The 24,825-nt window shown below is 60.7% G+C and carries 24 protein-coding genes and 1 tRNA gene; 10 read left to right on the top strand and 15 right to left on the bottom strand.

Annotation, left to right across the window (positions count from 1 at the left end; genetic code table 11):
* Positions 1-141 precede the first annotated feature (141 nt).
* The 8 genes from EK16_RS01755 to EK16_RS01790 all read right to left on the bottom strand — a co-directional run bounded on the left by EK16_RS01755 (position 142) and on the right by EK16_RS01790 (position 7,608).
* Positions 142-744, bottom strand: coding sequence for a NapC/NirT family cytochrome c (locus EK16_RS01755; RefSeq protein WP_051928800.1), 603 nt, complete (start codon positions 742-744; stop codon positions 142-144).
* Positions 745-817: 73 nt separating this feature from the next.
* Positions 818-1,243, bottom strand: a complete 426-nt coding sequence (locus EK16_RS01760) for a nitrate reductase cytochrome c-type subunit (protein WP_038034262.1) — start codon at positions 1,241-1,243, stop codon at positions 818-820.
* 11 nt (positions 1,244-1,254) lie between these two features.
* Positions 1,255-2,199 (bottom strand): quinol dehydrogenase ferredoxin subunit NapH, encoded by a 945-nt coding sequence (gene napH, locus EK16_RS01765; protein ID WP_081910148.1) that lies wholly within the window; start codon positions 2,197-2,199, stop codon positions 1,255-1,257.
* A gap of 31 nt (positions 2,200-2,230) precedes the next feature.
* On the bottom strand, positions 2,231-3,148 hold the full coding sequence (gene napG / locus EK16_RS01770; RefSeq protein WP_038033982.1) for a ferredoxin-type protein NapG: 918 nt from the start codon (positions 3,146-3,148) through the stop codon (positions 2,231-2,233).
* 222 nt (positions 3,149-3,370) lie between these two features.
* A complete protein-coding gene (gene napA, locus EK16_RS01775; protein ID WP_038034264.1) occupies positions 3,371-5,956 on the bottom strand; it encodes a nitrate reductase catalytic subunit NapA in 2,586 nt (861 codons plus the stop codon).
* Between the two features lie 164 nt (positions 5,957-6,120).
* Complete coding sequence (locus EK16_RS01780) at positions 6,121-6,432, bottom strand: chaperone NapD (protein WP_051928769.1); 312 nt, start codon at positions 6,430-6,432, stop codon at positions 6,121-6,123.
* Positions 6,429-7,004 (bottom strand): ferredoxin-type protein NapF, encoded by a 576-nt coding sequence (locus EK16_RS01785; RefSeq protein ID WP_051928770.1) that lies wholly within the window; start codon positions 7,002-7,004, stop codon positions 6,429-6,431. Before EK16_RS01785 ends, EK16_RS01780 begins: the two co-directional genes overlap by 4 nt.
* A 527-nt stretch (positions 7,005-7,531) precedes the next feature.
* Positions 7,532-7,608 (bottom strand) — tRNA-Ile (locus EK16_RS01790).
* Positions 7,609-7,789: 181 nt separating this feature from the next.
* Between EK16_RS01790 and EK16_RS01795 the strand changes: the two genes are divergently transcribed.
* Entirely contained in the window at positions 7,790-8,545 is a 756-nt protein-coding gene (locus tag EK16_RS01795) for an SIMPL domain-containing protein (RefSeq protein ID WP_197059574.1), read from the top strand.
* Between the two features lie 247 nt (positions 8,546-8,792).
* Here EK16_RS01795 and EK16_RS01800 read toward each other — a convergent pair whose 3' ends face one another.
* Together EK16_RS01800 and EK16_RS01805 are read right to left on the bottom strand one after the other, a co-directional pair.
* Positions 8,793-9,230: a bacteriohemerythrin gene (locus tag EK16_RS01800; RefSeq protein ID WP_038033988.1), complete on the bottom strand. Its 438-nt coding sequence runs from the start codon at positions 9,228-9,230 to the stop codon at positions 8,793-8,795.
* Between the two features lie 240 nt (positions 9,231-9,470).
* Complete coding sequence (locus tag EK16_RS01805; RefSeq protein WP_156098426.1) at positions 9,471-10,304, bottom strand: NAD kinase; 834 nt, start codon at positions 10,302-10,304, stop codon at positions 9,471-9,473.
* 91 nt (positions 10,305-10,395) lie between these two features.
* On the opposite strand from EK16_RS01805, the gene cobU reads away from it, so the two are divergent.
* Both cobU and EK16_RS01815 read left to right on the top strand, forming a co-directional pair.
* Positions 10,396-10,917 (top strand): bifunctional adenosylcobinamide kinase/adenosylcobinamide-phosphate guanylyltransferase, encoded by a 522-nt coding sequence (cobU, locus tag EK16_RS01810; RefSeq protein WP_038033991.1) that lies wholly within the window; start codon positions 10,396-10,398, stop codon positions 10,915-10,917.
* Between the two features lie 172 nt (positions 10,918-11,089).
* Positions 11,090-12,763 carry a thiamine pyrophosphate-dependent enzyme gene (locus EK16_RS01815; protein ID WP_051928771.1) on the top strand — a complete coding sequence of 558 codons (1,674 nt, stop codon included), beginning with the start codon at positions 11,090-11,092 and terminating at the stop codon, positions 12,761-12,763.
* Positions 12,764-12,901: 138 nt separating this feature from the next.
* Here the strand turns inward: EK16_RS01815 and deoC are convergent, their stop codons facing one another.
* Positions 12,902-13,651, bottom strand: coding sequence for a deoxyribose-phosphate aldolase (deoC, locus tag EK16_RS01820; protein WP_038033999.1), 750 nt, complete (start codon positions 13,649-13,651; stop codon positions 12,902-12,904).
* Positions 13,652-13,938: 287 nt separating this feature from the next.
* Between deoC and EK16_RS01825 the strand changes: the two genes are divergently transcribed.
* Entirely contained in the window at positions 13,939-14,679 is a 741-nt protein-coding gene (locus EK16_RS01825) for a Crp/Fnr family transcriptional regulator (RefSeq protein WP_038034001.1), read from the top strand.
* A gap of 471 nt (positions 14,680-15,150) precedes the next feature.
* On the opposite strand, the gene EK16_RS01830 is transcribed toward EK16_RS01825, so the two are convergent.
* On the bottom strand, positions 15,151-16,638 hold the full coding sequence (locus tag EK16_RS01830; protein WP_038034004.1) for a gamma-glutamyltransferase: 1,488 nt from the start codon (positions 16,636-16,638) through the stop codon (positions 15,151-15,153).
* Between the two features lie 214 nt (positions 16,639-16,852).
* Between EK16_RS01830 and EK16_RS01835 the strand changes: the two genes are divergently transcribed.
* The 5 genes from EK16_RS01835 (at position 16,853) to EK16_RS01855 (ending at position 22,266) form a co-directional block, all read left to right on the top strand.
* Positions 16,853-17,710 carry a type 1 glutamine amidotransferase gene (locus EK16_RS01835; protein ID WP_038034274.1) on the top strand — a complete coding sequence of 286 codons (858 nt, stop codon included), beginning with the start codon at positions 16,853-16,855 and terminating at the stop codon, positions 17,708-17,710.
* A 130-nt stretch (positions 17,711-17,840) separates the two neighbouring features.
* The gene (hemH, locus tag EK16_RS01840) at positions 17,841-18,830 is read left to right on the top strand and encodes a ferrochelatase (protein WP_038034006.1); all 990 of its coding nucleotides are present in this window, start codon (positions 17,841-17,843) and stop codon (positions 18,828-18,830) included.
* 1,397 nt (positions 18,831-20,227) lie between these two features.
* Positions 20,228-20,887, top strand: coding sequence for an HdeD family acid-resistance protein (locus tag EK16_RS11255; RefSeq protein ID WP_197059575.1), 660 nt, complete (start codon positions 20,228-20,230; stop codon positions 20,885-20,887).
* A gap of 38 nt (positions 20,888-20,925) precedes the next feature.
* The gene (locus tag EK16_RS01850; RefSeq protein ID WP_038034011.1) at positions 20,926-21,372 is read left to right on the top strand and encodes a DUF1931 family protein; all 447 of its coding nucleotides are present in this window, start codon (positions 20,926-20,928) and stop codon (positions 21,370-21,372) included.
* A 273-nt stretch (positions 21,373-21,645) separates the two neighbouring features.
* A complete protein-coding gene (locus EK16_RS01855; protein ID WP_051928774.1) occupies positions 21,646-22,266 on the top strand; it encodes a LysE family translocator in 621 nt (206 codons plus the stop codon).
* Between the two features lie 14 nt (positions 22,267-22,280).
* On the opposite strand, the gene EK16_RS01860 is transcribed toward EK16_RS01855, so the two are convergent.
* Together EK16_RS01860 and EK16_RS01865 are read right to left on the bottom strand one after the other, a co-directional pair.
* Positions 22,281-22,691 (bottom strand): type II toxin-antitoxin system VapC family toxin, encoded by a 411-nt coding sequence (locus EK16_RS01860; protein WP_038034013.1) that lies wholly within the window; start codon positions 22,689-22,691, stop codon positions 22,281-22,283.
* A 3-nt stretch (positions 22,692-22,694) separates the two neighbouring features.
* Positions 22,695-22,946: a type II toxin-antitoxin system Phd/YefM family antitoxin gene (locus tag EK16_RS01865; protein ID WP_038034014.1), complete on the bottom strand. Its 252-nt coding sequence runs from the start codon at positions 22,944-22,946 to the stop codon at positions 22,695-22,697.
* 326 nt (positions 22,947-23,272) lie between these two features.
* Between EK16_RS01865 and EK16_RS01870 the strand changes: the two genes are divergently transcribed.
* Entirely contained in the window at positions 23,273-23,773 is a 501-nt protein-coding gene (locus EK16_RS01870; protein WP_051928775.1) for an REP-associated tyrosine transposase, read from the top strand.
* Between the two features lie 396 nt (positions 23,774-24,169).
* On the opposite strand, the gene EK16_RS11815 is transcribed toward EK16_RS01870, so the two are convergent.
* Complete coding sequence (locus EK16_RS11815) at positions 24,170-24,820, bottom strand: HEPN domain-containing protein (RefSeq protein WP_081910155.1); 651 nt, start codon at positions 24,818-24,820, stop codon at positions 24,170-24,172.
* Positions 24,821-24,825 lie beyond the last annotated feature (5 nt).

The following is a 24,825-nucleotide window of genomic DNA, read 5'->3' on the forward strand; positions in this document are numbered from 1 at the left end:
TCCACGCCCTAGCCCGGCGGGGACCGTTTTCAATACGGCTGTGTTTTCCTTCTTCCGACAAAGGATGCGAAAAAGGCCGGGAGCCTTGGTAAAACTCCCGGCCGTTGGCGTGCGTTGATGGGGCAAGGTGCATGAGCAAGGTCAGTCTTGTTCCACGTCCTTGGGCATGAGGCCGTGCTTCTTCGCCAGCTCCTTCCAGCCCTTGGGCAGCTGGTGCGCGATGCCCTTGTGGCAGTCGATGCAGGTCATGCCCGCGTCAAAGGCCTCCTCGTGGCGCTCCGCCGCGCGCGGATCCTGCTTGTCGAAGTCCATGTAGGTCTCACCGTGGCAGTTGCGGCATTCGCGCGAGTTGGTGGCCTTCATGGTCTTCCACACGCTCACCGCCAGCTCGCCCCTGTGCTTCAGGAACTTCTCGCGCGTGTCGATCGTTCCCATGAAGTGATGGAAGAGCTCGTTGGAGGCCTTGATCTTGCGGATGACCTTGTGGATCCACGGACGCGGCACGTGACAGTCCGGACACGTGGCGCGTACGCCGGAAGCGTTCATGTAATGCGGAGAATTCGTGTACTCCTCGTACACGTTGTCCTTCATCTCATGACAGGAGATGCAGAAGGATTCCGTATTGGTCAGCTCCAATGCCCAGTTGAAGCCGCCCCACAGGATAACGCCGATCACGACACCGATGATCATGGTGCCGCTGAACAGCGTTTTCCATATCCCCTTCCCAGCACTTCCCTCGCTCATGAACATTCCCCTTTCTGTTCAAGTTGCTCGCAACCTTTCATGCCCCCCGCTTGCCGAGGGCGGATGCTGCCTCTCATTTCTTGCCGAAGACGTTCTCCACCAGCGGCTTGGCCTCCACCTGCGGCACATGGCACTGATAGCAGAACCAGCGCGAACGCATGAGGTTCTTGTCGCTGGGATGCTGTGGATCGGTGAAATGCGTCTTGGAGATCATCGGCGCATTCTCTGCCTTGTAGGTGTCAGGCGCATGGCAGCGCAGGCAGGAGTTCTCATCAAGCGAGATGCGCTCCTTGTCGATCTTGTGCGGAATGAGCGGCGGCTGCGTCTTCCAGGCACGGCTAAAACCGCCTTCCTTGGACATCACCCGCGCCCGCGCCGGCGCTTTTGACGGTGCATCCAGCGGGATCTCGCCGCGCAGGGACTTGACCTCGGCCATTGCCAGCAGGCTGCCGCTCAGAACAAGGGCCGCCGCCGTGCCTGCGATCATGATCTTCCTCATGATTCCCTCCATTACGATGCCTTCTCCAGTTCCCTTTCCTCTTCCTCCTCCATGGAAGAACCCTTGCCCGATTCCGCCGGCGCCGCCTTGCCCGGTGTCAAGAAGGCAAAGGCGAAAACGTCCTTGGAGCAGATGTCCACGCAGCGCCCGCAGCGGGTGCACAAATGCGAGGTGACCATCGCCGGCAGGCCCTGTTTCATGCCCTGCTTCAGCGCCGGCGGCAGAATCTTCGGCTCCGGGCAGACCTCGAAGCATTCCATGCAGTCGTCACACTGGGCGCGGTTTGGCGAGGTAACCTTCACCGCTGCCTTCGCGCCGATCAGCGAATACATGGCGCCCATGGGACAGACATGACTGCACCAGCCGTGCTTGGCGATGAAAACGTCAAACAGGAAGATGCCCGCAATGACCAGCCAGGTGGCGGCGCCCATGCCGAAAATGAGGCCGCGGTGCACGATGGAGACGGGATTGACCAGCTCATAGGCCAGCTGCCCGGTTATGGCCGCCAGCACCAGGGCGGCGCCGAGCATCCACCAGCGCGTATGCGGCGAGATCTTGGCCGACTGCGTAATCCCCAGCTTGCGGCGCACCCAGGCGGCGGCATCGGTGATCACGTTGACCGGGCACACCCAGGCGCAATAGGCACGCCCGCCAATGAGGGCATAAAAGGCAACCACGATGGCCACGCCGATCAGGGTGGTGGTGAGAAAGCCGAACATGCCCGCCGCCAGCATCTGCAGGAAGACGAAGGGTTCAACCAGGGGTACGGTCTCAAACAGCCAGGAGCCGGCGAGGTTTCCCTTCAGGATCCAGATGCCGCCCACCGGCCCGGCGATGAACAGGCCGATGATGGCCGCCTGCGAGATGCGGCGCAGGATGAGCCACTTGTAGGCGCCGAACCAGCCCTTGGTGCGCAGCGCATCCTTGCCCAGTTGTTCGATCGGCGTAACGGCCATTGTTTTCGTCTCTCGATCCAGTTTGCCTGCGTCACTTCGCTTCCTGCAGGCCGCGGTTGAGAACATCCAGGGGGTTGGCGGTACCCGGCATCTGCTCCGCCGGCGGCTTTTCGGCGCCACCAGGCAGGGCCTTGCCGCCGCGGGTGGACTTGCCGATCTTGTCCGGCGCCTCGTCCACGCGGTAGACGCGGCCGGACTCGTAATCGTACCTCACGCCTTCCGGCAGGTTGAACTCATGCGGCTTGTCGGGATTGACCAGCGAGCCGCCGCGCTTGGCCTTCTCCTTCCAGCCCAGGCGGTAGTGATGGCCCAATTCGCCCTTGGCGAGGCGGATGGGCAGGACCTTGATGGCCTCGCGCTCCAGGATGCAGGCCTTCTCGCACAGGCCGCAGCCGGTGCAGTATTCCGAGTGCACCACCGGGATGAACAGGGCATGGCGCCCGGAGCGCTTGTTGGGCTGGAATTCCAGGGTGATGGCCTTGCCGCGCACGGGGCAGACATTGTAGCAGACCTCGCAGCGCAGGCCGAGGAAGGCGATGCAGGTTTCCTGATCGATGAGCACCGCCAGCCCCATCTTCGCCTTGGTGATGTCGGTGAGGGAATGATCCAGGGCGTTGGTGGGGCAGTTGGGGATGCAGGGAATGTCCTCGCACATCTCGCAGGGCCCGGTGCGGGCGATGAAATAGGGCGTGCCGGTGGCCGGATTGTCCGAGCCGAGCTCGGCCAGCTTGAGAATGCCATAGGGGCAATCCCGCACACAGATGCCGCAGCGGATGCAGGCGGAAAGGAACTCTTCCTCATCCAGAGCGCCCGGGGGGCGGATATATTCCGGTGGCAGGGCGCTGGCCTGACGGGCGTGAATGCCGACACCGAGAGTGAGCAGCGAAACGCCGCAGGCAGTGCGCGCCATGTCTGTCAGGAAACGGCGCCTGTTGATTTTCCTGCTCATGGTTTCAGCTCCTGACGGCTCATGCCACCGGGGTCATTCTTTTTACGGGAAAGCCCGGCAAAGAGGCGATGGACCGCTCGCTTTGCGCCGCCCGCAGGCTCCGGCGGCATGGGCGTTCGCATCGCCCCTTTGCGGGGCTCTCCCCCCTTCCTGGCCGGGACAGCCCCTGAAAGGAGGTGTCCCGGCCGAAAGGGAGTGGAGAGCTCCCCCTGACTTGCGCCCTCAGGCCTTCACGACCTTGCAGGCGCATTTCTTGTAGTCCGTCTCCTTGGAGATCGGGCAGGTCTGGTCCAGCGTCAGCTTGTTCACCAGACGGCCGGCGTCGAACCACGGGATGAAGATGAGGCCCTCCGGCGGCTGGTTGCGTCCGCGGGTTTCCACACGCGCCACAATCTCGCCGCGACGGGTGATGACCTTCACCTTGGAGCCATTGCGCAGCTTGCGCTTTCTGGCGTCCTTCTTGTTCATGTAGACCTTGGCGTAGGGCATCGCGCGGAAGAGCTCGGGCACGCGACGGGTCATGGAGCCGGAGTGCCAGTGCTCGAGCACGCGGCCCGTGGCCAGCCAGAGGTCGTATTCATCATCCGGCGGCTCCGCCGGCGGCTCGTAGGGCGCGAAGATGATGTTCGCCTTGCCGTCCGGCTTGCCGTAGAAGTAGACCTCGCCATCCTTGGCGTCCGGCTTGTACTTGCGGACGATGGGATCGTAGCCGGCCCGGAAGCGCCACAGCGTCTCCTTGCCGTCGATGACCGGCCAGCGCATGCCGCGCACCTTGTGGTACTCGTCGAAGGGCGCCATCTCGTGGCCGCGCTTCGGGCCCTCCCACTGGAAGCGGCGATACTCCTCAAAGAGGCCTTTCTGGATATAGAAGCCGAAGTACTCGGATTCGTCGTTGGCGTATTCGTTGCCCCGATCATCGACAATCTTGCCGGGATAGGGGAACTTGTCCACCTGCCCGTTCTTGAACAGGATGTCGAAGAGGGTCTTGCCCTTGTACTCGGGCTTCTGATCCAGAAGCTCGGCCGGCCAGACGTCGTCCACCTTCACGTACTTGGAGAACTCGACGATCTGCCACAGGTCGGAGCGCGCCTCGCCGGGAGCCTTCACCTGCTGACGCCAGAACTGGGTGCGCCGCTCGGAGTTGCCGTAGGCGCCCTCCTTCTCGGCCCACATGGCGGTGGGCAGCACCAGGTCCGCACCCATGGCCGAGACGGTGGGATAGGGATCGGAGACGATGATGAAGTTCTCCGGATTGCGCCAGCCCGGCCAGCTCTCGTTGTTGAAGTTCGCGGCCGCCTGCAGGTTGTTGTTGCACATCACCCAGAAGACGTTCATCACGCCATCATGCAGCGCGCGGTGCATGGCCACGGCGTGAATGAGCGTCTTGCCCATGGGCTTGCCGGTGATGTCCGGCTGATCCTTGCCGTCCATCTTGCCGTTGGCGCGCGGAATGGTGCCGGGCGGCAACTTCCAGATCTTCTCGGCGAACTTGCAGTGCGCGTCGCTCTTGGTGACAAGATCCGCCGGCAGACGATGGGTGAAGGTGCCCACCTCGCGCGCGGTGCCGCAGGCGGAGGGCTGACCGGTGAGCGAGAAGGGCGAGTTGCCGGGCTCGGCGATCTTGCCCATCAGCAGGTGCACATTGTAGACGAGGCCGTTCACCCACGTGCCGCGCGTGTGCTGGTTGAAGCCCATGGTCCAGAAGGAGACCACCTTGCGGTTCGGATCGGCATAGGCCTCGGCCAGCTTGATGAGCTGCTCCTTGGGCACGCCGGAGAGCTCGGAGACATAGTCCACCGTGTACTTGGAGACGTGCTTCTTGTACTCCTCGAAGCTGATCTTCGTGAGTTTGCCCTTGCCGCGGTTCTTGGCCCGTTTCTCGCGCGGATCGTTGGCGCGCAGGCCATAACCGATGTCGGTGGGCGTGACGTTGAAGTTCACGTGCTTCTCGATGAACGCCTTGTTGTAGGTGCCCTTCTCGATGATGTAGTTGGCGATGAAGTTGAGAATCGCCAGGTCCGTCTGCGGCTTGAAGATGATGCCGTTGTCCGCCAGGTCGAAGCAGCGGTTGCGGAAGGTGGAGAGCACGTGCACCTGGCACTTGTCGTGGGTTAAGCGCCTGTTGGTCACGCGCGACCACAGGATGGGGTGCATCTCCGCCATGTTGGAGCCCCACACCACGAAGGTGTCGGTGGCTTCGATATCGTCATAGCAGCCGGCCGGCTCGTCGATGCCGAAACCGCGGATGAAGGCCGCCACGGCGGAGGCCATGCAGTGCCGCGCGTTGGGCTCCAGCGAGTTGGAGCGGAAACCGGCCTTCATCAGCTTCTGGGCGGCATAGCCCTCCCAGATCGTCCACTGGCCGGAACCGAACATGCCGATGCCCTTCGGGCCCTTCTTGCGCCGGGCCTCGACGAACTTCTCGGCCATGATCTTGAAGGCCTCATCCCAGGAAATCTCCTGGAACTCGCCGTTCTTGTCGAACTTGCCGTTCTTCATGCGCAGCAAGGGCTTGGTGAGGCGGTCGGCGCCGTACATGATCTTGGTGAGGAAATAGCCCTTGATGCAGTTGAGCCCCTTGTTCACGGGGGCGTCCGGGTCGCCCTGGGTGGCGACGACGCGGCCGTCCTTCACGCCCACCAGCACCGAGCAGCCCGTGCCGCAGAAGCGGCAAGCCGCCTTGTCCCAGCGGATGCCGGCATCCTCGGCGGCGGCGGCCTTCTCGGCGGCGGGGATGGAGATGCCCGCCGTCGCTGCTGCGGCGGCGACGGCCTGCGCCTTTATGAAATCTCGGCGATTCATTTGCATGGTCTTCCTCCTTGCGCCCTCGAAACGATCCATCCGGCTTTCAGAAACTCGATGATCCGATCGTCTTCTCCCTCTCTTCCCTCTCTTTACTCCGTCTGATCCTCTTTCATGGTCCCTGGTGAACCCGTTCTGATGCGGCCGATCCCGACAGACCTGAAGAGAAATCAGGCTGTGCCCGCAGCCTGTTCCGCCGCGGCGGAAGAGGCCTTTGCGGCATCCTTCTTGCCGGTGTCGCGATCGGCCTGTCCGTTATCCTCGAAATATTCGTAGACGAGCGAGACGCTGATCACGCCTGTGATGTTGTGAATGTCCATGATCGTCTGGCTCATCACCTCACGGCTGGGGTGATCCATCAGCACCACGAGCTTGCCCGCTTCATGGCCCGGGACCTCACAGCCCTCGCGCTTCTCAATCTCGGCCTTGACCGTCTCGGTGGCCTCAGGCTTGGTGAACACGACCAGCGAACAGATGCTCATGCCGCTCTCTCCCCATTTCCAGACAGGTTTTCCTGATCCCCCGCAGGGACGATGCCGCCTTCGCCGGCTGTGCGCTCGATGATCCTGATGGCCTGCTGCGGGCACCGGGCGAGACATTCGCCGCAGCCGGTGCACTCGGCAGCCTCAATCCAGGCACGGGTGCGAAAGCCCGGCAGGGGACGGAAATGGATGGCCGCGTCCTCACAGGCGGATTCACACATGCGGCAGGTGGTGCCGGTAAATTCCAGGCACGCTGCCTCGTCTATGCTCATGTGCCAGGGAAAGGCCCACTCGCGCCATTCCACGGCCTCGGCATTTTTGAGCGCGCCGGTGGGGCAGCTTTTCACGCACAGGGCGCAGAAGGTGCAGTGCCCCCGTGCAAAGTCGAGCAGCGGAGCGCCGGCGCGATCGGGCTTTAGAACGCCGGTTTCGGCAGCGCAGACCTCAATGCACCGCCCGCAACCATCGCAGCGTTCGAGAAATTCCGCCTCGCAGACAGCACCCGGCGGCCGGCGGATGGCATCACCCGTCAGGCTGGCGAACAGCTCCCTGCGTGTGAGTCTGCGGCTCATGCCGGGCCTCCCCGGACGCTCTGCAACGACTGCCGTTTTTTCATCCCCGGGCCCGTGGCCCGTGTGGGATGCGGATCACTCCGTGCCTGAAACCCGAAAGGGGGCGCATCCCTGGCAGTCGCTCCCTTCCCTTGCCGCGTGAAGCCTCACCGATCCGTGATGTCCGATCCTTGACTTTTGTTAAGAATTGGATGACGGCAAACCGTCGCACATCAGAAAAGGGGCAAAAGAGTGGGTGAAAATCATGACCGGGATCATGTAAAAATTCCTAGCAAGGCGCTCGGTCTTTCAAATGTGGTAAGAGAAATTTCCCTAGTTGTTTTCTCGGGAAATGGCCGAGGGCGTGTGAATGCTTGCATTCGTTTCTTTTCGCAATTTCCGCATGGCTGCTGTGCATGAAACAGTCCGGGCGTCTGCGCCACAACTGATCGCGCAGATGTCCTGATGGCCTATTATAGGCGGACAATGGGGTATGAAGGGACAAAGCCCCTTGAGCGGGAGAAACAGATGCGGGAAGGGGGTGTTCATGGTGGGTCCGGCAGGACTCGAACCTGCAACCAGTCGGTTATGAGCCGACAGCTCTAACCAATTGAGCTACGGACCCCTGAAGAGAACTCGGACCTGAATGCCGATAGGGTATATCACCCCCTTGCGTGCATGGTCATACAATGGCCCGAATATCGATGGCATCTATATCAGGCCTTTTTTACTCGGGCAACGCGCGAGCAGGGGGCGGACGTTTTGGTCACGGCAATGTGTGGCCGTCGGTAAAGGAGTTTTCGATCATGACGTCTGGGCGTTTTTCGGGTTTTGCGAAGGTGCAGGCGCTGGCGCTGGTTGCGGGCGTGGCATCACTTCTTGCATTCGGAACGGAACAGGCGGCCCTGGCCAAGGAGCGGATGCGCACGCTGGTGTTGAGTGCGGTTGGCGAAGTGGCGGCGATGCCGGACATGGCCATCGTGTCCTTCGGCGTGGAAACCCGGGCGAAAACGGCGCGGCAGGCGCTTTCGGACAATACCGCCCGCATGCGCAAGGTGTTCGTGACCCTGAAGGAAAAGTGGCGGATCGCCGAGAAGGACATGATCACCAGCAACTTCTCGGTCAGCCCCGTCTACAGGGATATCAAGGACAAGCAGGGGAATTACCATACCGTGCTGGAGGGCTATCGCGTGCGCAACATGCTGCAGGTGCGCGTGCGCAATCTGGAAAGCTTGGGCGGTGTGCTCGATTCCGTGGTCTCGGCGGGCGTGAACCGAATCGAGAGCGTGCGTTTCGATTTCTCCGATCCCTGGAAGCTGCAGCAGCAGGCGCGCCGTCAGGCGGTGCGCAACGTGCTGGCCAAGGCACGGGTGATTGCCGAAGAGGGAGGCTTCAAGCTGGGGCCGGTGATCGATGTGCGGGAAAACGGCGGGATTGTGCCGCAGCCGCGCATGTTCCAGCCCATGATGAAGTCTAGGGCGGTTCGCTCCGCAGCGGTGCCGGTGGCTCGCGGGGAGAAGAAACTTTCGGTGCGGGTGACGTTCACCTGGGAAATTCGCTGACGCATGCGCGGGCGAGGGGCATTGGCCCACGCCCGCCTTGGCATGTCATTTCACCCGACGCGGATGGCGCACCGTCATGCCGCAGATCAGCCGGAATTTATCTCCTGCCCTATCTCCTGCAAGGGAGAGAGAAGCAGAGCGGTGCTCTCTACATGAAAAATGTCAGGGGTAGCAGAGGCAATCTGCAGTATGACGGTGCGTGTATCGTATGGTGCGGCCCTTTGAAGCGCGTATCCGCTCAGGCTAGTCAGGAGGCGCGCAGAAGCGGCATGGCGGTGGCCACAGGCTGCATGCGTTCCACATAGGGGCGCATCTTGGTGTCCTCACCGAGGATATGGGCGATGAGCCAGCGGGTGAGAAAGCGCTTGGTCTCGTGAATGCGCTTGTGACACTGCTCCGGTGTGAGGTCCTGGCAGCTTACGTTGGAAAGATCGGCGATATAGGCCCGCAAATCATTGAGAAGCTGATCGTGTATGCGCCGGTGGCTTTCGTTTTCCGGAAAGCCTGCGGCCTTCTGCAACATCTCCTCGCGCTGAAAATGCTTCTCCCCGAAATCAAGCAGGGCCTTGAGCATGGCAAGCACAGCGCCCTGCGGCGCCTTGCTGGTCACAAGAATCATGATCCCGTCCATGATCTCGATGAGATGGCGGTGATCATCATCGATAATGCCGTTGTCGATGGTCATTGAGTCTTTCCAGATGAAATACATGATCCGAAGCCTCCCACATCGATGCGCTGCCAGGGGGCGCTTTTTGAACGCATCAAGCGTTGCGCGCCCTGTTCAAGGCGGTCATAGGCCGGCAAACCTGTGCGAGGCTTGTGTGTGGTTGATTGTTATCGTTAATCGCAATTGCAAATTGTTATATATCGTAATGCGCTCATGCGCGCCTCCTGGCGCAGGCACGGAGGCTTCGTCTGCGGGGGTTCAGTAGACGAATTGCTCGTTGATGATGCGCTCGGCGAGGGAATGGCCGGGATCGAACATGAGGCGGGCGGAGACGCTTTCATCCTGTTCAACCTCCACCCAGGCGATGTTGCGATATTCCCGGTTGTCGGCAACGGCGGCGACGGGACGCTTTTTCGCCTCCAGCACCTCGATGCGCACATGCGCCTCCTTGGGCAGGATGGCGCCCTTCCAGCGGCGCGGGCGGAAAGGAGAGATGGGCGTGAGCGCCAGCAGGGGCGCGCCGATGGGCAGAATGGGACCGTGGGCGGAGAGGTTGTAGGCCGTGGAGCCCGCCGGGGTGGCAATGATGATGCCGTCGCAGATGAGCTCTTCCATGCGCACCTTGCCGTCGATGATGATGCGCAGCTTGGCGGCCTGATGGGTCTGGCGGAAGAGCGACACCTCGTTGAAGGCGAGGGCCTGATGATCGTTGCCCTGCACATCCTCGGCCAGCATGCGCAAGGGGTGAATCTCCGTCACCTCGGCACGGCGCAGGCGCTCCAGAAGATTGTCCGGCGAATAATCGTTCATGAGAAAGCCGACGGAGCCGCGGTTCATGCCGAAGATGGCCTTCCTGGTGCCAAGGATCCTGTGCATGGTGTGCAGGATCAGGCCATCGCCGCCGAGGGCGACGATCACGTCGGCTTCCTCTTCCGGCACGTGCGGATAGCGCTTTTCCAGTTCTTTGAGCGCCTGTTGCGCCTCCTCGCTGTCGGCGGCGACGAAGGCGATGCGCGGCCAGTTTTCGGGCCGGTTGTCGCCGTTGCCGCCTTCTGCGCTGCCCGTGGGGCTGTCCTGCCCAGTCTCGTGCATGAGCCTGTCTCCGGATGATCCTGGGCAGGCCATAGCACACTTCGGCGCAATTCTGATAGACTTTGCTGTCGATACCTTGGGAGGAGGCGTCATGGCCCACAGCATACTCGTTCTCGGCGGTGCGCGCTCCGGCAAGAGCCGGCATGCGGAACATCTGGGCGAGGCCCATGCGGGCCCGCGGGTCTATCTGGCGACGGCGGAACCGGGCGATGCCGAAATGGCGCAGCGAATCGCCATTCACAAGGCGCGGCGTGGCACGGCCTGGGAAACGGTGGAAGAGCCGCTGGAGCTGGTGGCGGCGTTGCGCAGCGTGTGCAAGCGGCAGACTTTCGTTCTGGTGGACTGCATCACGCTGTGGCTGAGCAATCTCATGCATGCGGGGCGCAACATCGGCGAGGAGGTGGCGCTTCTGTGCGATGCGCTGCACACGCTGCCGGGGACGATTTGCCTCGTCTCCAACGAGGTGGGCCTGGGGATCGTGCCGGAAACGCCGATGGGCCGGTGCTTTCGGGACGAGGCAGGCATGGCCAACCAGTTGCTGGCGCAAACGGTGGATGAGGCGGTGTTCATGGTGGCGGGGCTGCCCATGCGGCTGAAACCCTCTGCTTGTTGACGGCCGCTTTCGGGCTGTTTTTTCGCGCGTCCCTGCACCCCCATCGAAGGGGGAATGGACGAGATCGGCGGCATGGGCACATGCTTGCCGCCGATGACGGCCAATGCCGCCTTGGTTCACAGGGGCAAGGGCGGTTTGAGATCAAGCGGGACACATTGATCGGGAGTGTGGCATGCCGACAGGTGGCGAGCTGCTGGTGGCGGCGCTGAAGGCGCAAGGGGTTGAGCGGGTTTTCTGCGTTCCGGGCGAGAGTTATCTGCCGATCCTGGCGGCGCTGGACGGATCGGGCATTACGGTGATCACCTGCCGGCATGAATCCACCGCGGCCATGGCGGCGGAAGCCACCGGCAAGCTCACCGGTCGCCCCGGTGTGGCGCTGGTGACGCGGGCGCCGGGGGCCACCAATGCCTCTGCGGGTGTGCATGTGGCCTCTCATGATTCAACGCCGATGATTCTGATGATGGGGCAGGTGGCGCGCGGGCATCGCCATCGCGGCGCGTTTCAGGAGATGGATCCGGCTCTCTTTTTCGGCGGCATGGCCCGGCATGTGGAGGAGGTTTGCGAAACCGCGCGCCTGCCCGAGGTGATCTCACGGGCCTTTCATGTGGCCATGGCGGAAAGGCCCGGGCCGGTGGTGCTGGCGCTGCCGGAGGATGTGCTTTCCGGATCCTGCGCGGACGATGGGTGTCAGCATGTGGCAGGGAGGGCGGAGGCTGCACGGCCGGGGGCGGATGCGGAGAGTGTGCGGCTGTTTCTCGCGCATCTGGCGGAGGCCAAACGGCCGCTGATCATCGCAGGCGGATCACGCTGGACGGCGCGGGCGCGCACGCTGCTGATGGAGGTGGCTGCGACATTGAAGATCCCCGTGGCCGTTTCCTTCAGGCGGCAGATGCTGTGTGATCCCCTGCATGAGTCTTATGCCGGCGATGTCGGCTTTGCGCTCAATCCCGCCTTGAAAGCGCGGATCGAGCAGGCCGATCTGCTGATCCTCCTTGGCGCGCGCATGGCGGAAGTGCCCGCGCAGGGTTATACGCTTCTGTCCATTCCGCACCCGCAGCAGCGTCTGATCCAGATTCACGCAAGCGGCGCCGAGATCGGCCGGGTCTATCATCCAGACTTAGGCATTCAGGCAGTGCCGGAAGCCTTTCTCGAGGCCGTGGCGGAGAGCATTTCGGGCATTGCCGCAAAGGATGAGAGCTGGATGAAGGAGGCGCATGCGGATTATCTGGCCTGGAGCGAGACGCCGCCGCCGATGCCGGGGGATGTGGATTTCGGGCAGGTGATCCTCCATTTGCGCGAACACATGCCGGAGGAGACGATAATCACCAACGGCGCCGGCAACTATGCGCTGTGGGTGCACCGGTTCTGGCGCTATCGCCGCTGGGGCACGCAGCTGGCGCCGGTTTCCGGCTCCATGGGCTATGGCCTGCCGGCAGCCATTGCCGCCAAGCTCGCCCGGCGGGAGCGGCCGGTGATCTGTTTTGCCGGCGATGGCTGTTTTCAGATGACGATGCAGGACTTTATCACCGCCGTGCAATACGGCCTCGGCATTCTCGTCATCGTCGCCGACAATGGCCAGTATGGCACCATTCGCCTGCATCAGGTGCGCAAGTTTCCGGGAAGGGATTGCGCAACGGCGCTGATCAATCCCGATTTCGCCGCTTATGCCGAGGCTTGCGGCGGCGTGGGCTTAAGGGTGAACAGGACGGAGGATTTTCCCGCGGCACTTGAGGCGGCGCGCGCCGCGACCGATACGGGGCGCCCTGCACTCATTCATCTGCACCTAGCCCCGGAGGCATTGGCCCCCGGGCTTGTGTTGGGCGAAGGCGATACGCTTTTGTCCTGATGGCGTAAAGGCCTGTTTGTCGCGCGGGTCAGGCCCGGTTTATTGCTCCGGGCGAGTGTTTTCATTGTTGAAACAGGCGGAAAAGCCCGTTTTGGCCATTCATCCGATGCGGCTGTGCCGGCGTGTCAGCCTTCAGGGTCAGGCGGCCTCGCGGGCGTTGAGCTCGGCGAGGATTTCCTCCAGAAGGTCAGGGCCGCCGCCAATGCGGACGTTGTCATCCTCCAGCCAGTCCGCGCCCATGATCTCGGCGATGAGGGCGAGATAGGCCGCGGCTTCATCCAGCGTTCTGACATTGCCGACCTTGAAGCCGCTGTCGCGGTGGTGCGCCTTCATCTCTTCCAGAATCACCCGGGCCTGATCGAGGGTGCAGCGGCGGTCGGTCTTGCCGGATTCGGTCTCGATAAATTCGGCGCCGTTGTCGATGGCGACACGGGTGGCATCGCGCAAAAGCCAATCTTCCTCATACTGGCCGGCCTCGAGCGTGGCCTTGATGAACTGGCGGCGGCCGGCCATGCGAGCGCATTCTTCCATCATGGAGGCCGGTGTGCGTTCCTCGCGCTGGATCACCTGCCGCCAGGGCATGACGACATTGACCTCATCGGCGCCCTCGAAAAAGGCGATTTCCGCCTCGGCCGCCACATAGTCCACCTTCGAGCGGCCGCGCGGCCAGTTGGCCACGGTGGTCACAGCGATGCGCGAGCCTTTCAGAAGATCGCGGGCGAGAGAGACGAATTTCTGCGGCACGCAAACGGCGGCAACGTCGCCATGGGGCGTGCGTGCCAGGGCGCAGAGTTCCCGCACCTTCTCCTCGTTGCAGTCTGCCGCCAGATTGGTCAGTTCCAGCATCTGCAGAACCTTGCGGGCCGTCTCCTTCCTGTCGTTTGCCATCTCGGTCCTCTCCCCGATCGGTTCTCGCCATGAGGCGCGAAATACCTGTGTGCTCCTTTGCGCGCCATGAGGCGGTCAGTCCGGTTTTTCCTTGTCCGATATAATAGGCACAGGCTTCAGCTCTGCCCAGATCCATTCCGTGCACCGGCATGAAAGATGCAAAGTTTGTGCCTTTTCGGCAGGGAAAGCGCGCAAAAAACTTGACCATCGTCAATGCAGGCTTTTCTGCGCTTTCTAGAGTGCAAGGCACAGGAGGGAACTGGGAAGGGACAATCCGGGACGCGCCAATGGACAGGCCCGCCGCAACCATCGCCGACAAATGCCGGTTCTGTGCCTTGCGCATGGACAGTCAGCTGATCTGTGCGCAAATGTCAGTGGGCGAGCTGGTGGAGCTTTCGGCGCGGTCCAATCCCACCAGCATCAATCGCAAGCAGCCGGTCTCGGCCCGGCTTTTGCAGCGCAATCCCATCATCGCGGTGATCGATGGCGTCATCGGCCTGCAGCATGTGCTCAAGGACGGGCGCCGCTCCATCGCCACGCTGTTCTGGCAGGGGGACATCATCGATCTCAGACGGCCCACCCAGCGGCCGGCCGGGCAGCTGGTGGCGCTGACGCCGGCGCGGATCTGTGCGCTCGATTCGGAAACCTTCGATCGCCTGATGCGCGACAATCCCGATGTGCAGGCGGTGACTATCGACAACATGCGCGAGCAGATTCACCTGGCGGCGGAGCATTCGGTGGATCTGGGCAAGAAGTCGGCGCCGGAGCGGCTGGCGGCCTACATCTTCGAATGCCGCAGGCGCCAGCTGGGCGGCGACAGCCTCAAGACCGTGGATCTCGCCCTGCGCCGCGCCGATATTGCCGATTACATGGGGCTGCAGCCGGAGACGGTCTCGCGCGGCCTGAAGGAGCTGGAGCGGCGCGGGCTCATCGCCCTGAAAGGGCGCTCCAAGGTGACCATCCTCAACGAACCGGCGCTCCGCGAGCTGGCCAACGGCGCGCCTGCGCACATGGCCGCCCGCGCCTGATACTCTCTCGCATGCAAGAGTGCTTTCCTTTGCCTCTCCGCAGGCGTTTCATGTTTGCGGGCAGTGTTGTTCAGAAAAATTTGAGAAGTGCTGCGCATCCATCCTGTCGAGCGAGAAATAATGCCTGTGCATGTGTCTGGGGCTATTGTTTAACTCATTGATATATAAAAGAAAACGTCATCAGCTCAGTTGCTCTTGAATATTCCTTTCAAACGTAAAGCACCACTTTTTCCCTCCCCCTGGTAGGGGGAGGGGGTCGGGCAATGAACTCATGCGCGTGCGGCCCGACCCCCACCCGGCCCCTTGCGGGGCCGACCTCCCCCTATCAGGGGGAGGATGGAAAGATGCATCTTTTGATCTGCCGCCCTGCACAGTCGGGATCCCGATGCAGGTCCGGGACAGCCTCAAATATTCTTCCGGCGGCAGCTTTTTCTCGCCCTCAAGGAGACTTCACATCCGTGCGTGAAACTTTCAGATGATGGCGGCATGGCCGGCGCGGCGGCTGTCACCATGGGCGAAGAGATCGCCGGTGGCGGAACGCTCCACGGCATGGCAGCCGCCAAAGAACAGGCTCTTTTCCTGCCAGAAGCGGTGATCGGGAAAGTGGCGCGCCAGTTCGGCCCGGACGTTCTCCGGCCAGCCGGGTTCGGCATCGAGGTGGCCGTCTTCCACATGCAGGCGCGGGGCTTCGACAGCATCCTTGAGGGCGCGGCCCTCGGCGAGCAGGCGCTGCAGCATGAGAAAGATGACGGAGCGAATGCGGTTGGATCCGCCGGAGCCGAAGGCGAGAAAGCGGCCGTTTGATGCGCGGGCGAGCGTGGGCGCCATCATGGAGGAGAGGCGCACATCCACAGGCCAGCCGGTATCCCCATGAGGATTGACGTCTTCCTCGCCCAGCATGTTGTTGGGCATGAAGCCGTAGCCGGGAACGATCTGGCCATTGCCCTCGCCATTGGAGACGGTGATGGCGCAGGCAAGCCCCTCAGAATCAACGGCCGAGATGTGCGTTGTGCCGCGGCGGGATGCAGGATGGGCAAGCGCGGCGGCGAGGGCGGTCACATCATGCCCGGACTGGCGGCGCAGATCATCGACCCGGCGCAGGGCTTCCGCCCAGGCGCAGGCGGCGCACTCGGCCCTCTCGTCCGTTATCTCCTGCAGAAAGTTTTCAGCCAGCGCGATCATGACGCCGGATGCGGCCGGCGGCGGGTTGAGGAAAGCGGTGCCCTGCGCCGTTTCCAGATGCAGCGGCGTGCGCCAGGCTACGTGATAGGTGCGCAGATCCTCCTCCCGGAGATGGCCGCGTTCCGCCATGAGCGAGAGAAGGGCGGGAGCAACCTCTTCATGCCAGGCCGTCTTGCCGCCGTCAGCCAGGCGGGCAAAAAGCCGGGCAAGCCCGGGGTTGACGAGCGTGTCCCCTTGCGCAAGCAGCGCGCCCGATGGCGCAAACAGGGCGCGGCTTTCTTCCGTGGCGAGCAGGATGGGGGCGACGACGCGGAAGAGGAAGGCCTGAAAGGCGTTGACCTTATGGCCCTTCTCCGCCACCTCGCGGGCAGGAGAGAGGAGGGTTTGCATCGGCAGTCTGGCGAAGCGTTCATGCAGGGCGAAAAGCCCGGGGATGAAGCCGGGCGTGGCCGTGCTGCCGGCGCCGATGTGAAAGGTCTGGGTGGTGGTGCTGAAATCGGCCTCAATGGCGGTGAATTCGGCCGTGTCGTTTCGGTGTTTTGGTGTCTGGGCGAAAAAGTCGCACAGGATCGTCTCATCGGCATTGTTCACCCGGCCGATTATGGCAAAGCCGCCGCCCCCCGGCGAGGCCAGCACCGGCTCCACCACGGTGGCCATGAAGGCGGCGGCAATGGCGGCATCAACGGCATTGCCGCCTTCTTCAAGCGCGAAGATCCCGGCGCGGACAGTCAATTCGTGTCCGGCCGCCACGGCACCCCCGGTCACGACATGGGTCATGGACAGGCTCCTTCCCTGGCATGATTGGCAGCATCGGCCTTCTTTCTCTTTCAGGCTGAACATGGGCGGTGCGGCGGCACCTGTCAAAGGCTGATCAGGGAGCGAGGTCCCCCGTCATGACCTTTTTCGTCTTTTCCCGGCGGATGTGTTGGCCTATGCCTGCAATGCCCCGGGGGGCACGGCGTTTTTCTTTCGGCATACAGGAGAAAGGGTGATGACGGTGCGGCTTCTTGTCGTGGACGGCTATTCGCGAAACGGGCGGCAGGACCTTGTCGATTGCGGCATTGCGCTGGCTTGCGATCTTTATGCCGAGACACTGAAGCGCCTGAACGCAAAGATTGAGAGCGTCAGCCTGTTTGTGGCCGATGCCGATGCCGCTTTGCCCAGGGGGGAGACGCTGACCGGTTTTGACGGCGTGGTGTGGACGGGATCGTCGCTGACCATCCATTCCGGTGCGCCGGAAGTGACGCGGCAGATCGCCTTTGCCCGGGAGGTGTTTGCAGCAGGGGTTCCGCAGTTCGGCTCCTGCTGGGCGCTGCAGGTGGCGGTCATGGCCGCGGGTGGGGATTGCGGGCCCAATCCCAACGGGCGTGAAACGGGGCTTGCGCGCAAGATCCGGCTGACGGCGGCCGGGCGCGGTCATCCCATGTATGCGGGCAAGCCGGATGTGTTCGATGCCTGGGCGGTGCATGATGATATGGCCACGCGCCTGCCGCCGGGGGCGGTGCTTTTGGCGGAAAACGCCTTCACGCCGGTGCAGGCGGTGGACATTCGCCACGGACCGGGGCTGTTCTGGGCGGTGCAGTATCATCCGGAGTTCGATGCGCGCGAGGTGGCGCTGCACATGCGCTGTCGCAAGGCGCGGCTTGTTTCGCTGGGCCTGTTCGAGGATGAGGCGGCGGTGGAGCGTTATGCCGCCGGTTTGCTGCGCCTGCATGAGGACCCGCAGGATCGGGCCTTGCGCTTTCTCTATGGCGCGGAGGATGATGCGCTCGATTTCAGATTGCGCACGCTGGAAATCGCCAACTGGCTGACCCATGCGGTTCTCCCGCACAAGGCGCTGAAGGGATGAAGGGGAAAAGCCTTTGGCTTCTCTGTGGTGAAGAATGCCGGCTTGACGCCGGCGCCATGATGCGGGCATCACTGGGCGGCCTTGAGAAGCCGTCCGCGACGGATACCGTGACCAGGGAGTGCTTCATTCCATGTCCGCAAAACCGCCGGCCCTGCTGCTTGTCAATCTGGGATCGCCGGATTCGCCTCAAACGGCGGATGTGCGCCGGTATTTGCGCGAATTTCTTTCCGATCGCCGCGTGATCGAGGCGCCAAGGGCCATATGGTGGTTCGTGCTGCACGGGATCATCCTGCCCTTTCGCAGCCCGCGCTCGGCGAAGGCCTATGCCAGCATCTGGGATGCGGACAGTGGCGAGGCTCCCCTGAAACAGATCACGCGCCGGCAGGCGGAAGGCCTGCGTGAGGTCTTTGGCGATGCGGTGCGGGTGGACTGGGCCATGCGCTATGGCCAGCCGTCCATTGCGGCGCGCCTGCATGCGCTCATGGCAGAGGGGCATGAGCGCATCGTCATTTTTCCGCTTTATCCGCAGTATTCCGCCACGACGACGGCGACGGTGGTGGATGAGGTATTTCGCGTGCTGGCCGGCATGCGGCATCAGCCAACGCTGCGGTTCGTGCCGCCCTATTATGATCATCCGGCCTATATCGATGCGCTGGCCGAGAGTGTGCAGGCGGCCATGGCGGGGCTGGACTGGAGACCGCAGCGGATCATCGCCTCCTATCACGGGTTACCGAAGACTTGTGTGGAGAAGGGCGATCCTTACGAGCGGCACTGCATGGAGACATCGCGGTTGCTGAAAGCGCGGCTCAATCTGCCCGATGAGATGCTGCTGACCACCTTTCAGTCGCGCCTGGGGCGGGCGGAATGGCTGCAGCCCTATACGGATGAAACGTTGCGGCGGCTGGCGGAAGAGGGCGTGGAGAACCTTTTGGTGATCACGCCGGCGTTTGCGGCGGATTGTCTGGAGACTTTGGAGGAGATCGCCATTGCCGGGCGCGAGACCTTCTTGGCCCATGGCGGAGAGAATTATGCGGTGGTGCCCTGTCTGAACGCCACGCCCACGGGCCTTGCCATGCTGGCCACGCTGGCGCGGGAGAATATGTGCGGCTGGGTTTCCTGAAATCCGCGCGTTTCAAAGGCATGCGGCCTTCGCGGGGGTGGAGATCATACCATATGACACAACGTTGCCATCTACCTTGTCACCCTGTAGATCAGTCCGGTAGTGCCTGATTCAATTGCTCTGTGCGTTGCGAATGATGTTCGCCATGAAGAGCGTGATTAATCACATGCTATGCAGATGTCTTTATCCAGGCATGCTTCCACCCTTGCCAAAACTTAAGGGGTGATATTTCTTATGGAAGTTCAACTAGTTACGTCATAAACTCAGTTGCCCTTGATATTTCTTTCCATACACGAAGCACCACTTTCCCCCTTCCCCTGGTAGGGGGAGGGACGGGGAGGGGGTCGGGCAACTCAGCGCTGCGCTTGCGGCCCGACCCCCACCCGGCGCTTCGCGCCGACCTCCCCCTATCAGGGGGAGGTTAGGATCATGCGCTCTTTCTGCCTGCCGCCCGCTGTACTGGGACCAATTGAGCTTCTGACGGCAAGTGTTTGTTTAATTCATTGAAAAACCATGGGAAAATGTCTACCCGGGCGTGTCCCGGGCATCCAGGGGCGATTTACGCATGCGGTGATGGTTGTCAGGAACGGTTTTTCTGGGCTCTATCCTTAGAGGGGAATCTCCCATCAAAAAGCATACGGTTCAGATCAAGCCTGTTGGTGAGCACCATCGCCCACCAAAAACGCCTCATTCCTGGCCCTGGATAGCCGGGACGGGGCCCGGCAATGACGTTTTATTGTGTTTTGTCAATGAGTTAAACAAACACCTCCCAACTCATGGAGAGTCTTTTTCCTCGGTCGATTTGGCGGCAGCAGCACGCTTCTTGAATTTTCTTGGACGAGCGTGGGCGAAAGCCTTAGGGCTCGGGCCGCAAACTCATGCGATTGTGGCCTGAGATACCGGCTTGCGCCGGTATGACGATATATGTGTCGTGCCGCGTGTCCTGCCGAAGTGTTTGGCAATGATATGAAACGCCTTTCTGGCGGTGGTGCTGGTCATGGTGCGGGGGCGGGTGTTTTGTGGGCCTGTTGCATCTTTTTTCTCCCTTCCGCCTTGAAAGCCGAAGATTGAGGCAACACATCCGGGAACGGGAGAGCGTCATGAACGGTGCAAGAGGCAGGGGGCAGACGTTCATGACGACCATCATGCCCTATTCGTGACCGGTTTGGTCTTTGAGACGTGCGGCGCGAAGAGGGCATGATCGCGTTTCTCTCGCCTTGAGGAACAACCGGAAACGGATTTGCGGATTGCGGGCGTTGCATGGCGTGGCGCGGGCGGGGTGTGGCCCGTTTCTGCGCAAAGGCGGTTTCATGTCTGATGTCAGAACGGGGGCCTTTGCCGTGTTCGTGCGTTCTTCGCCCGCCATCCGCCGGAAGAACACAGAAAGGACTGGGACAATGAGCGATACGACTTCTGCAACAAGCAATGCCGAAGCAGGCAGGGCATTTTTAATCGAGCTGCAATCCACCAACTGGACGGCGGTGATGGCGCTGGGGATCGTCACCCTGATCTTTGGCACCCTGGGGCTGTTCGTGGCCAGTGCGGTGACATTGGCAACGGTTTATGTCTTCGGTGCGCTGATGATGATTTCCGGCGCCTTCATCATCGCGCAGGCGATCGCGGAGCGGAACAAGACCTGGGGGCACAGGATCGCCAACATTCTTATCGGTCTTGTCTATATCGTCACCGCCATCATCGTGTTCGTTGATCCGCGCGCGGCCTCCCTTGCGCTGACCATTATCGTGGCCTCGCTGTTCATGGCCATCGGCATCATCCGGCTGATCACCGCATGGAAATTCTTCAAGGCCGGCGAATCCTGGGCCTGGCTGGCGCTGGCGGGTCTGATCAACGTGCTGTTTGGCGGCTTCGTTGCCTTCACGCTGCCGGTTTCGCACATCTGGGTGATCGGCATTCTCGTCTCGGTGGAGATGATCATGCAGGGATGGCTGATGATCCTGGCGGCGATGGCGGCACGGGAGCTGGCCGAGGAACAGAAGCACGCGCAGCAGGCCCAGCATATCGCCCGGGCGCTTAAAGAGGGCGATGCCGGTCAGTGATGCGGAACGGAAAGATCAACATTGAGGAGGATTGAGCCATGGTGATGGGTGTGCGGCAGTTCGAGAAGCTGTTCCGGCTGGCGGCCGGGCTGGATATCGACAAGTCCGACATCAAGCGGCTGGATGATTTCGTCAACGAACGCCTGCACGATCTTCTGCTGATGGCGCAGCGCATGGCGAAGATGAACGGCCGGGATGTGATCACGGAGGCGGATGTGCCGCTGACCAAGGGGCTGCAGGAGAGCATGCAGCAGTTCAAGGAGATGGACGAAGAGCTCTCCGCCAGCGATATTCTGGCGCATCTGGCGAAGCTTCCGGCGCTGGATCTGGCCATCGGCGAGGACGTTGAGGCCATGCTGCCGGAGCTGGCAGGCGGGATCACCGTCTCGCTGGCCAAGGTGTTCAAGGTGCTCGATCCGGAGATGAAAAATCCGCAGACGGAGCACTGGGAGCGCGTGGAACAGATCTACGCCATTCTCGTCTGAGTTCCTGCGAAACTGTATCCCTGTGAGAACGGGCCGGAGGGCAGTGATATTGGCGCCTTCCGGCCCGTTGTTTTTCAAACGGCTGTTTTTCCCGCCGGGCAGGGCAATGATGCATCCTGGAGCGGGGGGCGGCCGTTTTTGAATTGTTTGCCGTGGCGCGGAAAGTATCCCGCAAAGAGTGTAATTCCCATATCATTTGCGCGCATATCTTGCCAGGGTGAAGGGCGGTGCAGATGCGGTCGATGGATCTTAAGGGGAGCGGGATGTGTCACCATGGCGTTCATGCCTGACACGCAGGTGCTTCTGGCGCTGGTGAGCACGGCGATTGCCACCGCGGCCACGCCGGGGCCAAACAATCTGCTGATGCTAAGCACCGCGGCCAGCTTTGGGCGGATGCGGGCGCTGCCCGTGTATCTTGGCATCTGCCTTGGCTTTCCCTTCATGGTGCTGGTGGTTTCCGCCACGGTGCATGTGTTTGGCCAGCAGATGCTTCAGGGCATGGAATACCTGCGCTGGGCGGGCGCGGCCTTTTTGCTCACCATCGCCTGGAAGCTGTTTACCGCCGCACCGGGCGGGCACGTGGCGGAGGCGGAGAATGATGAAACGGAAGGAGGCGCGGGGCGCAACCGCCCGGTTTCATTCTGGCAGGTGGTGCTGCTGCAATGGCTCAATCCAAAGGCGTGGGGCATGGCGGCGGCGACCACGGCGATTGCCGGGCAGGCCTGGCTGTTGCCGGCGGCCGTTTATTTCGTGGTGATCTTTCCGGCGGTGGGCATCTGGTATCTCTCCGGCGGCCTCTTGCGCCGCCACGTGCTGGGCACGCCCTATGAACGCCACCTCAACCGCGCCATGGCCCTGCTCCTGGCCTTGAGCGTGGTGATGATCGTGTGGTGAAATGCGCGGGCATCTCAATTGGGCAACACCTCCACGCCATTGCGTTGCGCCGCATTGCGCAAGGCCTCGTCCAGCGTTGCCAGCGAGGTTTTCAGCCGCATGGCTAGATGCAGATAAGTGGCGTCATAAGTGGTCAGTCTTTCCTGGTGTGCGAGCGGAAGGATATTATCGAAGACCTCTTCTGCCGGTGTTTCGACAATGCCCACCGGCAAGGAGGCGAAAACCCTGGCATATTCCTCTCGTTTTTCAGCACTTAATCGTTTGCGCCGTTCCGCTGTAAGAAGCACATTTGTTACTTCCAGCGGCCAGATTTCCGGAACGATGGCGGACGTCACCCAGGTATCCCTGAATAACGCATCCGTTTGCGGCGTCTTTTCATCCTCAAAGACCCATGCAATGGCCACAGAAGCGTCAAGCACGAACATGCTTCAGCGTCGACCCTCGTCGCGCAATTCTCTCCAGTCAATCCCACCCAATCGAACGCCCTTGCGCAATTCACGCAATCTCTCCAGCGCTGCCTCGGCTTCCTTGGGGGAGTAGCGTTTTTGGTGATGCGGCAACAGGCGCGCCACAGGCTTGCCGTGGCGGGTGATGATGACCTCATCCCCCTGCTCCACACGCCTGAGCAGCTCGGACAGCTTCGTCTTCGCCTCAAAGGCGCCGACGGTAATCACCGACATGACCGGCCCTCCAATCTCTGGTTGACGGATTGATCATAGGCTGGGCGGGATACGCCTGCAATGGCCGACTGCTCGGCAGTTTTTTAACCTCGTCGTGCGGCAGCGCGGCTCCAGGAGATTGCAGATGGGGCAGATGTTGGGCGAGGCTTCAAACCCCGCCCGAAACGTCCCGGAAGGGGATGAAATCCCCTTCCGGTGTTGAGTGCGGCCAACCGTGGCTGCCGGAACAGGATTGTATCCTGTTCCGGAACGTTTGGCAGGGGTTTTCAACCCCTGCCATTTTCCATTAAAAACAAACAATCAGTGATAGCGATTTAAGTCTTGTCATGCCCATTACGCACATTCCGCAAGGTGCCGCATCCGCCGCCTATTTCGTCACGCCCACGGTGCGGCAGTGGTATTATATTTTCGACCGTCATGATCGCTGGCATATTCTCGCGGACAGCCTGCGTTTCTTGCAGGAGCGGCGCGGTTTGGAGATTTTCGGTTTCGTGTTCATGCTCAATCATCTCCACCTCATCATCCGCGCACCGGATACTGCTGCCGTTCTGCGGGACTTCAAGCGCTTCACGGCGCAACGCATTCATGAAACCATGCGCTGTCATGAACCGTATATCTTGCCGTTGTTCATGGATGAGAAAGGGCAGTTTCGACTTTGGAAGCAGGACAATCAGCCCAAGGTCATCGAGAACGAACGCTTTTTCCTGCAAAAGCTGAACTACATTCATGAAAACCCCGTGCGCAAGGGATATGTGGAACGGCCCGAATACTGGAAATGGTCGTCGGCCAATCCAAATTGCCCGCTGAAAGTCACCAGCCCCTGGTGATTGCTTACTGCCGGAACAGGATTGCATCCTGTTCCGGAACAATTCGAAGGGGCTTGTAGCCCCTTCATGGCCGCGTGCCGGTTTCAGAGAAGATCAGGAGAGGACGGCGGCATGAATGTGGAAGGGTTAGAAACCCTTCCGGAAACGTTCCGGAAGGGGATAAAATCCCCTTCCGGCATTGAGTGCGGCCAACCGTGATTGCCGGAACAGGATTGTATCCTGTTCCGGAACATTTCGAAGGGGCTTGCAGCCCCTTCATGCTGGCGTGACGGTTTCAGAGAAGATCAGGAGAGGGCGGCGGCATGAAAATGGAAGGGTTAGAAACCCTTCCGGAAACGTTCCGGAAGGGGATAAAATCCCCTTCCGGCAAGACAATAATTCCTTTTTAAAAAAATATTAATTTATTGGCCTTCTTCTCCACGGCATAGATCCTTCAGTAATATTTTTTATATATTCTGCAACAAAATTATCAGTTTCTATCGCTGTATAAACAATAATTTTCTTATAGTTTTTTAGGTTATTTATCGTAATATATCCTGCTTCTCTTCCTCTGTGAGCGATGCAGCCTCTTAATTTAATAAATTTATTTACTTCTTTTTTATAGGTCCAGTTATTGGAAATTTCTTTAATCCCTAAAAACCTCCAAAATAAATCATCTATATTTTCACTATTTGGTGTATTATGATGTTGAATTTTGTCAAACACGTGGTTTATGTATACAGATCGCCACCCATCTCCAGCAAGTTCTAAAGGCTTTAACTCGTGTTTTGATGATTTTACAGAATATGATATCTCTTTTTGAACTCTCTTGGGTAAAAGTCTTGGATTGTCTATCCTGTTACATATTATTCTAACAGACTCTATTATTAATTCCTCTATATATAATTCCCATGCTGCGCTCAACATTATTATTCCACTTCTTGTTATATGTCCAAGTGCTCTTTTGCCTCCTTTTTTATTATTGTTTAATTGTTTATGGCTAATAATAATTCTTTCAACGTCTCCTAAGAAGTCCTTTTCAAATTTTATATATGCATTTGAAGGCATGACGA

Origin of the sequence: Thermopetrobacter sp. TC1 (assembly GCF_000746275.1) — a bacterium.
Taxonomy (GTDB): Bacteria; Pseudomonadota; Alphaproteobacteria; order Rhizobiales; family Aestuariivirgaceae; genus Thermopetrobacter.

Coding starts and splice junctions, on each gene's coding strand:
- EK16_RS01815 (WP_051928771.1), top strand. CDS start 11,090: ATGCCGACAGGTGGCGAGCTGCTGGTGGCGGCGCTGAAGGCGCAAGGG.
- EK16_RS01755 (WP_051928800.1), bottom strand. CDS start 744: ATGAGCGAGGGAAGTGCTGGGAAGGGGATATGGAAAACGCTGTTCAGC.
- EK16_RS01805 (WP_156098426.1), bottom strand. CDS start 10,304: ATGCACGAGACTGGGCAGGACAGCCCCACGGGCAGCGCAGAAGGCGGC.
- EK16_RS01825 (WP_038034001.1), top strand. CDS start 13,939: ATGGACAGGCCCGCCGCAACCATCGCCGACAAATGCCGGTTCTGTGCC.
- napH (WP_081910148.1), bottom strand. CDS start 2,199: ATGGCCGTTACGCCGATCGAACAACTGGGCAAGGATGCGCTGCGCACC.
- EK16_RS01800 (WP_038033988.1), bottom strand. CDS start 9,230: ATGACCATCGACAACGGCATTATCGATGATGATCACCGCCATCTCATC.
- napA (WP_038034264.1), bottom strand. CDS start 5,956: ATGCAAATGAATCGCCGAGATTTCATAAAGGCGCAGGCCGTCGCCGCC.
- EK16_RS01780 (WP_051928769.1), bottom strand. CDS start 6,432: ATGAGCATCTGTTCGCTGGTCGTGTTCACCAAGCCTGAGGCCACCGAG.
- EK16_RS01795 (WP_197059574.1), top strand. CDS start 7,790: ATGACGTCTGGGCGTTTTTCGGGTTTTGCGAAGGTGCAGGCGCTGGCG.
- deoC (WP_038033999.1), bottom strand. CDS start 13,651: ATGGCAAACGACAGGAAGGAGACGGCCCGCAAGGTTCTGCAGATGCTG.
- EK16_RS01835 (WP_038034274.1), top strand. CDS start 16,853: ATGACGGTGCGGCTTCTTGTCGTGGACGGCTATTCGCGAAACGGGCGG.
- EK16_RS01870 (WP_051928775.1), top strand. CDS start 23,273: ATGCCCATTACGCACATTCCGCAAGGTGCCGCATCCGCCGCCTATTTC.
- cobU (WP_038033991.1), top strand. CDS start 10,396: ATGGCCCACAGCATACTCGTTCTCGGCGGTGCGCGCTCCGGCAAGAGC.
- EK16_RS11815 (WP_081910155.1), bottom strand. CDS start 24,820: ATGCCTTCAAATGCATATATAAAATTTGAAAAGGACTTCTTAGGAGAC.
- EK16_RS01860 (WP_038034013.1), bottom strand. CDS start 22,691: ATGTTCGTGCTTGACGCTTCTGTGGCCATTGCATGGGTCTTTGAGGAT.
- EK16_RS01760 (WP_038034262.1), bottom strand. CDS start 1,243: ATGAGGAAGATCATGATCGCAGGCACGGCGGCGGCCCTTGTTCTGAGC.
- EK16_RS01865 (WP_038034014.1), bottom strand. CDS start 22,946: ATGTCGGTGATTACCGTCGGCGCCTTTGAGGCGAAGACGAAGCTGTCC.
- EK16_RS11255 (WP_197059575.1), top strand. CDS start 20,228: ATGAGCGATACGACTTCTGCAACAAGCAATGCCGAAGCAGGCAGGGCA.
- EK16_RS01850 (WP_038034011.1), top strand. CDS start 20,926: ATGGTGATGGGTGTGCGGCAGTTCGAGAAGCTGTTCCGGCTGGCGGCC.
- napG (WP_038033982.1), bottom strand. CDS start 3,148: ATGAGCAGGAAAATCAACAGGCGCCGTTTCCTGACAGACATGGCGCGC.
- EK16_RS01855 (WP_051928774.1), top strand. CDS start 21,646: ATGGCGTTCATGCCTGACACGCAGGTGCTTCTGGCGCTGGTGAGCACG.
- EK16_RS01785 (WP_051928770.1), bottom strand. CDS start 7,004: ATGAGCCGCAGACTCACACGCAGGGAGCTGTTCGCCAGCCTGACGGGT.
- hemH (WP_038034006.1), top strand. CDS start 17,841: ATGTCCGCAAAACCGCCGGCCCTGCTGCTTGTCAATCTGGGATCGCCG.
- EK16_RS01830 (WP_038034004.1), bottom strand. CDS start 16,638: ATGACCCATGTCGTGACCGGGGGTGCCGTGGCGGCCGGACACGAATTG.